13 protein-coding genes and 1 riboswitch are annotated in these 13,851 nt (G+C 68.3%); of the genes, 9 read left to right on the top strand and 4 right to left on the bottom strand.

The window, feature by feature from the left end:
- Positions 1–91: 91 nt before the first annotated feature.
- Together pta and ABIA65_RS22175 are read left to right on the top strand one after the other, a co-directional pair.
- Positions 92–2,185, top strand: coding sequence for a phosphate acetyltransferase (pta, locus tag ABIA65_RS22180; RefSeq protein WP_241401258.1), 2,094 nt, complete (start codon positions 92–94; stop codon positions 2,183–2,185).
- A complete protein-coding gene (locus tag ABIA65_RS22175) occupies positions 2,182–3,339 on the top strand; it encodes an acetate kinase (protein ID WP_502919600.1) in 1,158 nt (385 codons plus the stop codon). The genes pta and ABIA65_RS22175 overlap by 4 nt, the downstream gene beginning before the upstream one ends.
- Here ABIA65_RS22175 and ABIA65_RS22170 read toward each other — a convergent pair.
- From ABIA65_RS22170 to glnX, 3 genes are read right to left on the bottom strand one after another with little or no spacing between them, the layout of a single operon-like run.
- Positions 3,336–5,648 carry a serine/threonine-protein kinase PknG gene (locus ABIA65_RS22170; protein ID WP_354524904.1) on the bottom strand — a complete coding sequence of 771 codons (2,313 nt, stop codon included), beginning with the start codon at positions 5,646–5,648 and terminating at the stop codon, positions 3,336–3,338. The genes ABIA65_RS22175 and ABIA65_RS22170 overlap by 4 nt on opposite strands.
- Positions 5,648–6,604, bottom strand: a complete 957-nt coding sequence (locus ABIA65_RS22165) for a glutamate ABC transporter substrate-binding protein (protein WP_371747141.1) — start codon at positions 6,602–6,604, stop codon at positions 5,648–5,650. The genes ABIA65_RS22170 and ABIA65_RS22165 overlap by 1 nt, the downstream gene beginning before the upstream one ends.
- Positions 6,604–7,923, bottom strand: coding sequence for a protein kinase G-activating protein GlnX (glnX, locus tag ABIA65_RS22160; RefSeq protein ID WP_241401254.1), 1,320 nt, complete (start codon positions 7,921–7,923; stop codon positions 6,604–6,606). Before glnX ends, ABIA65_RS22165 begins: the two co-directional genes overlap by 1 nt.
- A 134-nt stretch (positions 7,924–8,057) precedes the next feature.
- Here glnX and ABIA65_RS22155 point away from each other — a divergent pair, with 134 nt between their 5' ends.
- Positions 8,058–8,564: an NUDIX hydrolase gene (locus ABIA65_RS22155; protein ID WP_241401253.1), complete on the top strand. Its 507-nt coding sequence runs from the start codon at positions 8,058–8,060 to the stop codon at positions 8,562–8,564.
- Here ABIA65_RS22155 and thiE read toward each other — a convergent pair.
- A complete protein-coding gene (gene thiE, locus ABIA65_RS22150; RefSeq protein ID WP_354524903.1) occupies positions 8,548–9,219 on the bottom strand; it encodes a thiamine phosphate synthase in 672 nt (223 codons plus the stop codon). The genes ABIA65_RS22155 and thiE overlap by 17 nt on opposite strands.
- 18 nt (positions 9,220–9,237) lie before the next feature.
- Positions 9,238–9,350, top strand: a riboswitch (TPP riboswitch).
- Here thiE and thiO point away from each other — a divergent pair.
- From thiO to ABIA65_RS22120, 6 genes are all read left to right on the top strand, one after another.
- A complete protein-coding gene (gene thiO, locus ABIA65_RS22145; protein WP_241401251.1) occupies positions 9,345–10,412 on the top strand; it encodes a glycine oxidase ThiO in 1,068 nt (355 codons plus the stop codon). Its footprint overlaps the riboswitch before it by 6 nt.
- The gene (gene thiS / locus ABIA65_RS22140; protein ID WP_241401250.1) at positions 10,403–10,600 is read left to right on the top strand and encodes a sulfur carrier protein ThiS; all 198 of its coding nucleotides are present in this window, start codon (positions 10,403–10,405) and stop codon (positions 10,598–10,600) included. The genes thiO and thiS overlap by 10 nt, the downstream gene beginning before the upstream one ends.
- Positions 10,601–10,649: 49 nt before the next feature.
- Entirely contained in the window at positions 10,650–11,357 is a 708-nt protein-coding gene (locus ABIA65_RS22135) for a thiazole synthase (protein WP_241405863.1), read from the top strand.
- Positions 11,354–12,124, top strand: coding sequence for an SGNH/GDSL hydrolase family protein (locus tag ABIA65_RS22130; protein WP_354524901.1), 771 nt, complete (start codon positions 11,354–11,356; stop codon positions 12,122–12,124). Before ABIA65_RS22135 ends, ABIA65_RS22130 begins: the two co-directional genes overlap by 4 nt.
- A gap of 36 nt (positions 12,125–12,160) precedes the next feature.
- A complete protein-coding gene (locus tag ABIA65_RS22125) occupies positions 12,161–13,072 on the top strand; it encodes an ATP-binding cassette domain-containing protein (RefSeq protein WP_241401249.1) in 912 nt (303 codons plus the stop codon).
- On the top strand, positions 13,069–13,836 hold the full coding sequence (locus tag ABIA65_RS22120; protein WP_354524900.1) for a DUF2705 family protein: 768 nt from the start codon (positions 13,069–13,071) through the stop codon (positions 13,834–13,836). Before ABIA65_RS22125 ends, ABIA65_RS22120 begins: the two co-directional genes overlap by 4 nt.
- Positions 13,837–13,851 lie beyond the last annotated feature (15 nt).

Genomic DNA, 13,851 nt, shown 5'->3' with positions numbered 1-13,851 from the left:
TGCAAATCCGCACCTCACAGGCTGAGCAGGACCCGGATCACCCATCAAGTCGGGTGCGGGCTGGCGGCGCGAGAGCCGATGGTGAAAGGCTATGGGCGTGCCCGACGGCCCCGGTTTCGCATCCAGCATCTACATCGCTTCACCCGAGGGCGACACAGGTAAGTCGACTGTTGCGCTCGGAATCCTGCACCGGCTGGCGGCCACCGTCGCAAAGGTCGGGGTGTTCCGGCCCATCACGCGATTGGGTGAGGATCGGGACTACATCCTGGAGCTACTCCTCGCTCACACCACGGCCGGCCTGACCTACGAGGAGTGCGTCGGCGTCGGTTATCAGCAGTTGCACGAGGATCCCGACGGCGCGCTGGCCGATATCGTCGACCGCTACCACCAGGTCGCGCAGCGGTGCGACGTCGTGCTCATCGTGGGTAGCGACTACACCGACGTCGCCTCGCCCAGCGAGCTGAGCGTCAACGCCCGCATAGCGGTGAATCTGGGCGCACCGGTGGTGCTGACAGTGCGCGCCGCGGACCGCACGCCCGACGAGGTCACCCATGTCGTGGAACTGTGCCTGGCCGAGATCGCCGGACAACACGCCCACACCGCCGCGGTGGTGGCGAACCGTTGCGCACCGGCAGAACTCGACGCTGTCGCCGCCGCGCTCAAGCGCGCCGCCTCCGACGGCGTGAAGTGCTATGTGATTCCGGAGGAGCCGCTGCTCATCGCGCCCTCGGTCGGGGAGCTTCTCACGTCGGTGGGCGGGACTCTCATAAGCGGTGACGCGGATCTGCTGACCCGCGAGGCGATGGGCGTGCTGGTCGCCGGTATGACCGCCGAGCACGTGCTGGAGCGACTGGCCGAGGGGATGGCCGTCATCACCCCTGGTGATCGCTCCGATGTCGTGCTCGCCATGGCGAGCGCGCACGCCGCCGAGGGCTTTCCGTCCCTGTCGGCCATAATCCTCAACGGCGGGCTGCCGCTGCACCCGTCGATCGCGGCGCTGGTTGCGGGTCTGGGCCTGCGCCTGCCGATCGTGGCCACCGACCTCGGCACCTACGACACCGCGCGTTCGGTCGCCCAGACGCGCGGCCGCGTGACAACCAGCTCGCAGCGCAAGATCGACACCGCGCTCGAACTCATGGACGAACACGTCGACACTGCGGAACTCATTGCACAGCTGTCGATTCCGATTCCGTCAGTGGTCACGCCGCAGATGTTCACCTACCAGCTGCTCGACCAGGCACGCTCCGATCGCAAGCGGATCGTGCTCCCCGAGGGAGAGGACGACCGCATCCTGCGGGCCGCCGGACGGCTGCTGCAGCGGGCGGTTGCCGACCTGACGATCCTCGGTGACGAGCCCGCCGTGCGAGCCAGGGCCGCCGAACTCGGCGTGGACCTGTCGACGGCCACCGTGCTCAACCCGCAGACCAGCGATCTGTGCGATCAGTTCGCAGCCCAGTACGCCGAACTGCGCAAGCACAAGGGTGTGACCGTGGAGCAGGCCCGCGAGGTCATCCACGACGTCTCCTACTTCGGCACGATGCTGGTGCACAACGACATGGTCGACGGCATGGTGTCGGGTGCTCGGCACACCACCGCGCACACTGTGCGGCCCGCGTTCGAGATCATCAAGACGATGCCCGACGTCTCGACGGTGTCCAGCATCTTCCTGATGTGTCTGGCCGACGAGGTGCTGGCCTACGGTGACTGCGCGATCGTGCCCGATCCCACCTCGGAGCAGCTGGCCGATATCGCGATCAGCTCAGCGCGTACCGCGGCCCAGTTCGGCATCGATCCGCGGGTGGCGATGCTGTCGTACTCGACAGGCACGTCCGGTACCGGGGCCGATGTCGACAAGGTCAGGGCGGCAACCGAACTGGTGCGACAACGGGAACCGTCGCTGCTGGTCGAGGGGCCCATCCAGTACGACGCCGCGGTGGAACCCTCGGTGGCGGCCACCAAGATGCCGGAGTCTGCTGTGGCAGGAAGGGCGACCGTGCTGATCTTCCCCGACCTCAACACCGGCAACAACACCTACAAGGCCGTACAGCGCAGCGCGGGGGCCATCGCCATCGGACCGGTCCTGCAGGGGCTCAACAAACCCGTCAACGACCTGTCCCGGGGTGCGCTCGTCGAGGACATCGTGAACACCGTGGCAATCACCGCAATTCAGGCGCAGGGCAAGTGAACGGACCAACCGGATCGCCGGTGCCCACGGTCCTCGTCCTCAACTGCGGATCGTCATCGCTCAAGTACGCCGTCGTGGAACCCGAATCGGGCCGTCAGGTGACCGATGGAATCGTCGAGCGGATCGGCGAGGGGGAGATCCCCGACCACGAGGCGGCGCTGCGTACGGCGTTCGACGTCCTGGGTGAACAGGGGCACCGGCTCGACGAGCTCGGCCTAGTGGCCGTTGGCCACCGGGTGGTGCACGGTGGCCCCGACTTCTATCAGCCCACCGTCGTCGACGACGCGCTGATCGCGACGCTCGAGTCGCTGTCACCGCTTGCGCCGCTGCACAACCCGCCTGCGATCCTCGGCATCGAGGTGGCACGCAGGGTGCTGCCCGATCTGCCGCATGTCGCGGTGTTCGACACGGCGTTCTTCCACGATCTGCCTGCCGCGGCCGCCACGTACGCCATCGACCGGGATGTCGCCGAGCAGTGGCGGATTCGGCGCTACGGGTTCCACGGCACGTCGCACCAGTACATCAGCGAACAGGCCGCCGACTTCCTCAAGGCGCCGCTGGAGTCCCTCAGCCAGATCGTGCTGCACCTGGGTAACGGAGCGTCGGCCTCGGCGATCGTCGGCGGCCGACCCCAGGACACCTCGATGGGGCTCACTCCGATGGAGGGCCTGGTGATGGGCACGCGTTCGGGTGATGTGGATCCCGGTGTGCTGGTGTACCTCTGGCGTGAGGCGGGGATGAGTGTCGAGGACATCGAGTCGATGCTGAACCGCCGATCCGGAGTGCTGGGCCTCGGCGGGGCGATCGACTTCCGGGTCCTGCACCGCGATATCGAGGCCGGTGACGCCGACGCCAAGCTGGCCTACGACGTGTACATCCACCGGCTGCGCAAGTACATCGGCTCCTACCTGGCGCTGCTGGGCCGCACCGACGTCATCACCTTCACCGCGGGGGTGGGGGAGAATGACGCGATGGTGCGCCGCGACGCCCTGAGTGGCCTTGCGCCACTGGGCATCGAACTCGACGAGCACCTCAACGACAGTCCGGCGCGCGGACCGCGTCGGATCTCGGCGGAGCACTCACCCACCACGGTGCTCGTCATCCCCACCGACGAGGAACTCGCGATCGCGCGGGCCTGCGTGGCTGCGATCTAGAACGTGCTCATCGGGCGGACGCTGTTGGCCAGATCCACCAGGGCGTAGCGATGCGCCTGCGACGGCGCCAACCGGGCCAGCCCGCGAAGTGACGCCTCGACCCCCAACTGCAGCCCGTGTTCGGTGAAGGGGAATCCGAGGATGTGATTGGTGCTGGCCGTGTTGTCGGCCAGCCAGTCCATCGCCGTGCCCAGCACCAGCGCCCGGATCTGCAGGACGCGCGGCTCGGTGTCCGGCAGTGCCTCCACACGGCGGGCGGCATCGCGGATCTGGTCCTCGGTGATCTCGCTGCCCGAGCGCCCCGACAACAGGGTCACCGCGCTGGTGAGCCGTGCGGTGGTGAAATGTCTTGAGGTGGGCGGAACCTGGTCGAGAGTCTTGACGGCGGCCGCGCGCTCACCATCCGACGACTGTGCCCGGGCCAGCCCGAAACCTGCCGAGATCACCCCGTTGTCGGTGTTCCAGACCGTCTTGTAGAACACCTCGGCGCTCGCGGCGCCCGCCAGCTCGCTGGTTGCGGCCAGCGCGAGCTTGGGCGCCAGCTCGCCTGGCAGCGTGTCGAGCACCTCGGTGAAGTGTTTGATCGCCGCGTCGTAGTCGGCGGACAGCAGCTGTGCCACCGCGCGGTACCACACCAGCCGCCATCGCCAGCCGACTCGGTCGGACAGATCGTCGAGCTTTCGGTTGGCCTTCGCCACGTCGCCGAGATCCAGCAGGGCACGGGCCTCCATGAGTGGCAGCTCGATGGACTCCGACAGGTCGATACCCTCGGCCTCCAACGTGCCGTGCCGGGCCGCGCGTAGCGAGTCAAGGGTCTGCACAGGCTGACTCAGCATCGTCGCGGACAGGATGGTCGCGCCGACGTCGGCCGGGTCGACCATCGGCACCGGCAGCGCCCGCACGATCTCCTGCGCCGTCAGCTTCTCGGAGTGCACCTGGCCGTCGAGGTAGACGTCGGTGTGCGCGACGAGCAGGTCGATGCCGAACGTCGACCTCGACGGGCTGAACACCGTCGAAAGGCCGGCGCGCGGAACTCCGGTATCCCTGGCCACAACCTCGCGCAGCACACCGAGCAGCTGAGAGGACATCTCCTCGGCGCTGGCGAATCTGCGGCGCGGGTCGGGGTCGATGGCGCGACGCAGCAGTCGGCCGAAGGAGTCGTACTGCGTGAGAGTGGGATCGTCCTCGGGCAGCCCGTCGACGTAGCGTCCGTTACGGGTACGCATGTCCAGGGTCAGCGCGGCCAGCGTGCGGCCGACGGTGTAGATATCGGTGGCCACGGTCGGGCCCGTCCGCACGATCTCGGGAGCCTGGTAACCCGGTGTGCCGTAGAGGAATCCGTAGGAGCCGATCCGCGACACCGCGCCGAGGTCGATGAGCTTGAGCTGCTCCTCGGTGATCATGATGTTCTCGGGCTTGAGATCGTTGTAGACCAGGCCGATCGAGTGCAGATAGCCCAACGCGGGCAGGATCTCGAGCATGTAGGCGATGGCCTGCGCGACCGGAAGCTTGGTGCCCTTGGCCGGTTTGAGCGAGGTGCCGCCGACGTACTCCATCACGATGTAGCCGACGGGGTCGCCGTGCTTGTCATCGGTCTCGACGAAGTTGAAGATCTTCACGATCCCCGGGTGGGTGACCTCTGCGAGGAACTGACGCTCGGCCATCGCGATGGCCTGCGCCTCGGCGTCACCCGCGTGGACCAGGCCCTTGAGCACCACCGGCCGGTCGTTGACGTTGGTGTCCAGCGCCAGGTAGATCCAGCCAAGGCCACCGTGCGCCACGCAGCCCTTGATCAGGTACTGGTCAGCCACCATGCTGCCTGGGCTCAGTTGCGGCAGAAAGGAATACGGACTACCGCAATGTGGGCACCAGCCCTCGGACAACGCCTTGCCGTCGGCGGACGAGCGTCCCACCGGCTTGCCGCAGTTCCAGCAGAACCGCTTGGACTCGGCCACCACCGGGTTCTTCATCAGGGCTGCCAGCGGATCGCGCTCGATAACCCGCGGTACCTCGACCAGCCCGCCGCCGAGTCGGCGGATCGGCGACCACCGGCGCGTCATCGTCGTGGTCTGCGGTTCGGTCTCGACGGTGCTGACCGAGTTGCCCCCGGAGTCGTCGAAGTCTGGCCGGAACACCGCCTGGGTGGCCATCGGTCGCATGGTGGCCAGGGAGTCGTACGTCATGGCGTCGGCCGGCTGGGTGCTCGGGTAATCGTCATCGTCGGGCACGTCGCCGCTGGGCACGTCGTTGTCGGGCACGTCGTCGTTGGGCACGTCGGTGCCCTCATCGGGTTTCGGGTCGCCGGCCATCAGTTCTCGTATCTCGGAACGGGTGGGGCGGGCGCCGGCCCGAGAACCGTCAACCACTTGCGGTACAACGTGTTCCACGTGCCATCGCGTCGGATCCGGTCGAGGGTCCCGTTGACGAACCGCACCAGGCCGTCGTTCTCCTTGTTGATGCCGATGCCGTAGGGCTCCTCGTTGAGGCTCGGCCCGACGATGTGCAGGTAGGGGTCCTGGGCCACCAGGCCCGCCAGGATCGTGTCATCGGTGCTGACGGCGTCGACCTGACGCTGCTGCAGCGCGACGAGGCAGTCGGCCCAGGTCACGACCTCCACCACCACCGGCGAGGGATTGATCTGCCGGACCCGGTCCAGCGACGTGGTGCCAGTAACCGCGCACACCCGCTTACCGGACAGGTCGGAGGCCTGCGTGATGGCGGAGTCCCGTGGAGCCAGGATGCGCTGATGGGCCGACAGGTACTCCGTGGAGAAGTTGACCAGTTCCTTGCGCTCGCAGGTGATGCTCATGGTCTTGGCGACGATGTCGACCTGATTGTTCTGCAGCGCGGTGATCCGGTCGGCCGAGGACAGGATGCGGTACTCGACCTGTGACGGGGTGCCGAAGATGTCTCGCGCCACCTCACCGGCGACGTCGACGTCGAAACCGGTGATCTCTCCGGTGATCGGGTCACGGAAGCTGAACAGGTTGCTGCCGATGTCGAGGCCGACGATGAGCCTGCCCCGGTTGCGGATGTTCTCGACGGCCTCGGCCCCGTCGGCCTTGGTGGGGAAGGGGCGCAGGCTCGCGCTGCAGTCGTCCTCGGTGATCGGCAGCTGCACGGGTTCGGGCGGTGCCTCCCGCATGCCCGCAGGCGTGGGCGGGGCCAGCGTCACGCTGGGCACCGCGAGTTCGGGCGCCGACTCGCCGCAGCCTGCGAGCATCACCACCGCGCTGAGCGCCGCGAGCAAGGTCTTCATATTCATCATCTGTACTCGCTGAGTCGGGGCCACAGGCCCAGCGCCACCGCGACCGCCGCCGTCACACTCAGCAGCGCCGCTCCCACGGTGGCCCCCGAGAGCACCCGGCGCGCGTTGACGATATCGCTGCGCAACTGCTTGCGGCTCTCGGCGATGCCCTTGTTCAGTGCGGCGTCCAACTTGTCGAACGCAGGCGTCGAGTCGTCCTGGCCGGTGCCGAGCGCGACCTGGGTGGCGGCCGAGTAGTTGCCGACCGCGATGTAGGCGTTGATCCGGTCGTCGGCGGCTCGCCACTTTCTGAGCAGCTGTTCGGCATCGGCCAGATCGCTCTTGTCGATCGCGTCCTCGCGGCCGAGGTAGTCCGCCAGTTGCTGCTGCATCGTGTCGATGCGCTGATAGTAGGACTGCTTGCGCACCCCCTCATCGCCGCGACGGATCAGCGACAGCGTCTCGTCGGCACGGGCCTGCTGCCCGGTGATCGCCATGGTGGTGACGGTCTTGAGCGACTCGGCGGCGGTGCTCTTGGCGCTGCGGCTGTCCGCGGTGGAGATGATCAGCGCCGTGCCCACCCAGATGATCATCACCAGGACCGCCATCCCGCCCGCCACGAAGCCGACGTTGACGCGGCGTCGGGTGTGCCGCGCCAGCCACCGGTTCGCGAAGGCGCCGAACAGCAGGGTCGCCAGCACCACCAGGATCACCGGCGCGGGAATTCGGGTGGATGCGGTGGTCTCGACGTCCACCCGCCGGGAGGTCTCCTCGTAGAGCCGCTGTGCGTCGGGCAGGATCTGGGTCTGCATCAGCGATGACGCCTCGGACAGGTACGACGATCCGACGGGATAGCCGGCCCGGTTGTTGGTCCGGGCAGTCTCGACTAGGCCGGTGTACACCGCCAGTTGCGCGTTGATGCGACCCAGCAGTTCGACCATCGGCTCATCGGTCAGCCCGCTCGACGCGCGGGTCACCGCGACGGCAGCGTCGGTGATGGCCTGCTCGTAGCGCTGCCGGACGGGGCGCGGTTCGGCGCCCGCGATGAAGGCGGTTGCCGCCGCGGCGTCGGCCACCGACAGCGTTGTGTACAGCTCGCCCGCTGCGAAGGCGAGGGGCTCGGTGTGGTTGAGGACCCGGGTCAGCGCCTCTTGTCGATCGTTGATCGTGGTCGATGTCGCGAACGCGGAGAGGACCACGAGAGTGGACAGCACGACGCCGATGGTCAGGATTCGGCCAGGTGTGGTCCAGAGGAACCACCAGCGCGGATGCGCTGGAGTGGTCGGCGACCGTGACGCGAGCGGCTCGGTCGATGGGTGCGCCAACTCCACGGTCACCTGTGCGCGGACCTCAACTTTCCGGCGAGCTGTCTCGAGAAATCGATTCTATAAAAAAATTCTAAGAGTTGTTGGACCGACTCGGGGGGATTCCAGGTCGACCAGTATCGACGTGGGTTTCCTATCCTTGGGGAGTGCGAGGCGACGGAGACGGTTGGGTGTTGTCAGACAGCGGTGCCCACTACTGGGGCAGGCACGGTGCCGCGGGTCTTCTCCTTCGTGCCCCGTGGGGTGATGGCGGCGCGGCCGTGCTGCTACAACATCGGGCGGCGTGGAGCCATCAGGGCGGCACATGGGGTTTGCCCGGCGGAGCCAGGGACAGCCACGAGTCGGTCGAGGAGGCCGCCGTCCGGGAGGCCCATGAGGAGGCGGGCCTGACGGCGGAGTTGATGACGGTGCGGACATCGGTGGTGACCTCGGAGGTGCCCGGACCCGACGGACCGGCCTGGACCTACACCACCGTCATCGCGGACGCGGCCAAGCCGCTGGCCACCCGACCCAACGGCGAGAGCACAGAACTGCGCTGGGTCGCCGAGGCCGACGTCGTCGATCTGCCGTTGCACCCCGGGTTCGCGGCCAGTTGGGATCAGGTGCGCAGCGTCGCTGCGTCCATCCCGATGCTGGTCAACGGGCAGCCCTGAGCGCCGATTTCAGATCGCGTGCCGCGGCCTCCGGGTCATCGGCGGCGGTGATCGCACGCACCACGACGACACGTCGTGCACCGGCTTCGAGCACATCGGGAAGCCGCTGCGCGTCGATTCCGCCGATCGCGAACCACGGTTTCTCACAACCCGATTCGGCGGCGTAGCGGACCAGGTCCAGGCCCGGTGCCGACCGGCCCGGTTTGGTGGGCGTCGGCCAGCAGGGGCCGACGCAGAAGTAGTCGACCTCCTCGGCCACCGCGGCCGCCACCTGCGTCTCATCGTGGGTGGACCGCCCGATCAGTGGGCCGGGACCGATGACATCGCGGGCCAGCAGCAGCGGCAGATCATCCTGTCCGAGGTGCAGCACGTCGGCCCCGGCCGCGCGGGCGATGTCGGCGCGATCGTTCACCGCCAGCAGTGCGCCGTGGCGTCGGGCCGCATCGCCGAGAATCTCCAGGGCATCTAGCTCGGCCGCCGCCTCCAGCGGGCCGAACTGCTGCTCACCCGCCGAGCCCTTGTCCCGCAGCTGGATGAGATCGACGCCGCCGCGCAGTGCCGCATCGGCGAATGACGCCAGATCACCCCGCTCCCGGCGCGCGTCGGTGCACAGGTAGAGCAGGGCGGTGTTGAGACGCTCACGGATTTCACGCACACCGCGAGAGTAAAGTGGACCGGACAACACGGGAGTCCCGGGATCGAGGACTGAGAGTGGGCACGCATCCTGCCCTTACCGTCACACCTGATCCGGGTCATGCCGGCGAAGGGAGCAGGAAGAGGATGTCTCCGGATTCAATGGCCGGCTCACCGGCGCGAAGTCTCGCCGTCGTCGGCGGTGGTGTCATCGGCTTGTCCGTGGCCCGCCGTGCCGCGCTCGACGGGTGGTCGGTGCGGGTGCACCGCACCGCCGATCACGGTGCGTCGTGGGTGGCGGGCGGAATGCTCGCACCGCACAGTGAGGGCTGGCCGGGTGAGGAGACGCTGCTGCAGATCGGCCTCGAGTCGCTGCGGCTGTGGCATGAGGGCTTCCTTGACGGCCTGCCCGCCGAGGTGGTCACCGCCCGCGAGTCGTTGGTGGTGGCGGTGGACCGCGCCGATGCCGAGGATCTGCGGACGGTGGGTGAGTGGCTCAGCGCGCAGGGGCAGCCCGTGACGCTGACCAGATCTGCCCGGGATGTCGAACCCCTGCTCGCTCAAGGTATCCGGCACGGTTTCATCGCGGAAACCGAACTCGCCGTTGACAACCGAGCGCTCGTCGCCGCCCTCGCGGACGCGTGCGAGGGTCTCGGTGTGCAATGGGCGCCGCCGGTGGAGTCGCTCGACGAGACGCGTGACGCGGATACCACGGTGATCGCCAACGGTATCGACGCCCCGGCCCTGTGGCCCGGTCTTGCGATCCGGCCGGTCAAGGGTGAGGTGCTGCGCCTGCGGTGGCGCAAGGGCTGTATGCCGCTGCCGCGCAGGGTTATCCGCGCCCGGGTGCACGGCAGGCAGGTGTACCTGGTGCCTCGTCCGGATGGGCTGGTGATCGGTGCGACGCAGTACGAGCACGGCCGTGACACCGCGCCCGCCGTATCGGGTGTGCGCGACCTTCTCGACGACGCGTGCGAGGTCATGCCCGCGCTCGGTGAGTACGAACTCGCCGAGTGTGCCGCGGGCCTGCGCCCCATGACGCCCGACGGTGTGCCGCTAGTGGGCAGGCTCGACGAAAACACGTTGGTGGCTGCGGGCCACGGTCGCTCGGGTTTTCTGCTGGCGCCGTGGACGGCCGATCGGATCGCGGCCGAGTTGAAGGAATCCGAGTTGAAGGTAGCCGTGTTGAAAGGTGAGGTGCCGACATGTTGGTGATCGTCAATGGCGAGGACGTCCAGATCGACGAGAACGCCACGGTGACAACGATGCTCGACACCCTGGGATTTCCCGATAAGGGCATTGCGGTGGCGCTGAACTGGTCGGTGCTGCCTCGGTCCGAGTGGGACACCGTGCTGTCCGACGGCGCCAAGGTGGAAGTGGTGACGGCGGTGCAGGGTGGTTGAACACTCGAAATTGACCATTGCGGGCCGCAGTTTCCGCTCTCGCCTGATCATGGGCACCGGCGGTGCGGCGAACCTCGCGGTGCTGCGTGAGGCGCTGGTCGCCTCGGGTACCGAGCTGACCACGGTGGCGATGCGGCGCGTTGACGCCGAGGGTGGCACCGGCGTGCTGGACCTGCTCACCGAACTCGGGATAACCCCGCTGCCGAACACCGCGGGTTGTCGTGGCGCTGCGGAGGCGGTGTTGACCGCGCAGTTGGCCCGCGAGGCCCTGCACACCGACTGGGTGAAGCTGGAGGTCATCGCCGACGATCGCACGCTTCTGCCCGATGCCATCGAGTTGGTCAGGGCTGCAGAGCAATTGGTCGACGACGGTTTCGTCGTGCTGCCGTACACCAATGACGATCCGGTGCTGGCGCGGCGCCTCGAGGACGTCGGCTGCGCGGCCGTGATGCCGTTGGGGTCACCCATCGGCACGGGCCTGGGCATCGCCAACCCGCACCACATCGAGATGATCGTGGACCGCGCAGGAGTGCCCGTCATCCTCGACGCGGGCATAGGCACGGCCAGCGACGCGGCCCTGGCGATGGAACTGGGCTGCGAGGCCGTGCTGCTGGCCACCGCCGTGACCCGGGCGTCGAATCCACCCGTGATGGCCGCCGCGATGGCCGCCGCCGTCGAGGCCGGGTACCTGGCCAGGCAGGCGGGCCGAATCCCCAAGCGGTTCTGGGCCCAGGCCTCCAGCCCCACCGCTCCGTGACCCGGGCGGGCCGCTACGTCGCACTCGGTTCGTCGATGGCGGCCGGACCGGGCATCAGGCCGAAGGCCGCCGGAGCGCCGTTCGGTTCCGGACGCTCCGCCGTGAACTACCCGCACCTGGTCGCCGAGCGTCTCGGATACGACCTCGTCGACGTCACGTTCTCCGGAGCGAGGACCGCACACGTACTTACCGAGTCGCAGCGCGGCCAACCCGCACAGGTCGACTCGCTGGATGGCACTGAGCGCCTGGTCACCGTGACCATCGGTGGCAATGACGTCGGCTACGTCCCCTACCTGTTCGCCGCGGGACTGCCGCGGTTCGCGACGTCGCTCCCGCTGCTGGGCCGCGTGCTGCGCGACGCACTGGATCCGGTCGCGCGCGATGGGGCACTCGCCAGCGTCGGTGCGTCCCTGAGGGCCGTCGGTGCCGAGCTACGCCGCCGCGCACCGCACGCCACGGTGATGTTCGTGGACTACCTCACACTGCTGCCACCACCGGGCACCGCGGCCCCACCGATGTCGGACGCCCACGCGGAGGTGGGTAGGCACATCGCCGACACGCTCAAGCTCCACACCGAAACCGCGGCGGCCGACACGGGTTGCGGACTGGTCCGCGCGGGCGACGCCAGCCTCGACCATCACCCGTGGTCAGCCGAGGCGTGGACGACCGGATTCGGTTTGCCGGTGCCACGCCGCCCCGCTCCACTGCACCCCAACGCGGCGGGTATGCGCGCCGTCGCCGACCTGATCGTCGGTGCGTTGAGCTGAAATCATGAGGCGGACGCGAGGAGCAAAGGGACAGAAGTGATCGAGCTGGCGGGTCTGACGAAGGACTTCGGTGCGAAGCGCGCCGTTGACGATCTCACCTGCTCGATCGAGCCGGGTGTCGTCACGGGGTTCCTCGGCCCCAATGGTGCCGGCAAGACCACCACCATGCGCATGATCCTTGGCCTGGACCATCCGAGCTCGGGCACCGCGACAATCGGCGGCAAGCGGTACCGCGAACTATCCGACCCGCTGCGGACGGTCGGCGCGCTGCTGGACGCCAAACAGGTGCACCCCAACCGGTCCGCCCGTGACCACCTGCGCTGGATCGCGGCCACCAACCGCATTCCGTTCACCCGCGTCGACGAGGTGCTCGACGTGGTCGGCCTCGACTCGGTGGCGGACAAGAACGCGGGCACACTGTCGCTCGGCATGGGCCAGCGCCTGGGCATTGCGGCCGCCCTCCTCGGCGACCCGCCGGTGCTGTTGTTCGACGAACCGGTCAACGGACTCGATCCCGAGGGCATCCGCTGGGTGCGCACGCTCATGCGGGCGCTGGCCGCCGAGGGCCGCACGGTATTCGTGTCGAGTCACCTGCTGGCCGAGATGTCCAACACCGCCGACCGCCTTGTGGTGATCGGCCGGGGCCGATTGATCTCCTCGACCACGGTCGCCGAGTTCGTCGCGAGTTCGGGTGCCGACGCCGTCAGGGTCCGCAGCCCCCAGCTCGACTCCCTGGCTGGGCTGCTCAACGATGCGGGTATCGACACGTGCGCCGAGGCCGATGGATTGGCGCTGGCGGTACGGGGCGTGGCGATCGAGGTGGTGGGTGAGCTGGCAGCGCGCAACGGCATCGCGCTGCACGAGCTCAGCGCACAACGGGCCTCGCTCGAGGAGGCCTACCTCAAGCTGACCGACGACCAGGTCGAGTACCGGACGGCGGGCCGATGAGCGCCGCATCCGCGCTGGCCGCGCTGCACGCCGAGCGCATCAAACTGTCGACCATCCGCTCCCCGCTGTGGTCGGCGCTGGCCGCCGCGGTGCTCAGTATTGGCGTCGCGGCACTTCAGGGCGCCACCGCATACGGAGCGGCGGGGTTGTCGCCGCAGCGGGCCGCGATGGGTGTCGCGGTGTTCGGCGTTCCGATCCTTATGGTGCTCGCGGCGATGACGGTGACGGGCGAGTATCGCACCGGCATGATCCGCGCGACGTTCGCAGCCGTCCCGAACCGCCCGCTGGTGCTCGCGGCGAAGGCCGTCGTCATGGCGGTGTGCTCGGCGGTGTTCACCGCGGTCCTGGTGGTGGCCGCGGTCGCGGTGGCGCGGTTGGCCGCCGACCCCCTCGTCGGTGCGGGGCTGTCGCTGGCCGGTTCGGCGGTGTGGCGAGTGGTGGCGGCGCTGGCACTGTTCGCCGCTGTCGCCGCGGTGCTCGGCGTCGGTGTCGGGGCGCTGATGCGCCACGCCGCGGGAGCTGTCGCCGTTCTGCTGATGTGGCCGTTGGTGGTCGAGCCCATCGTGGGCAATCTGCCGAGCATCGGTCCGGAGATCGGCCCCTATCTACCGTTCGCCAACGCGTTCCTGTTCGCCGACGTGCAATGGCTGTTCCCCACCTATGTGATGCTGTGGGGCCCGTTCGGGTCGCTCGTCTACTTCACCACCATCGTCGTGGTGATCTTCATCGCGGCCACCGTCGTGATCGTCAAGCGTGACGCTTGACTAACGTGGGCACGA

The sequence above is a fragment of the Mycolicibacterium sp. 624 genome (assembly GCF_040548615.1).
GTDB lineage: Bacteria > Actinomycetota > Actinomycetes > Mycobacteriales > Mycobacteriaceae > Mycobacterium.
Note: the sequence above shows the minus strand (reverse complement) of the source record. Positions and strands in the feature narration are given on the sequence as shown.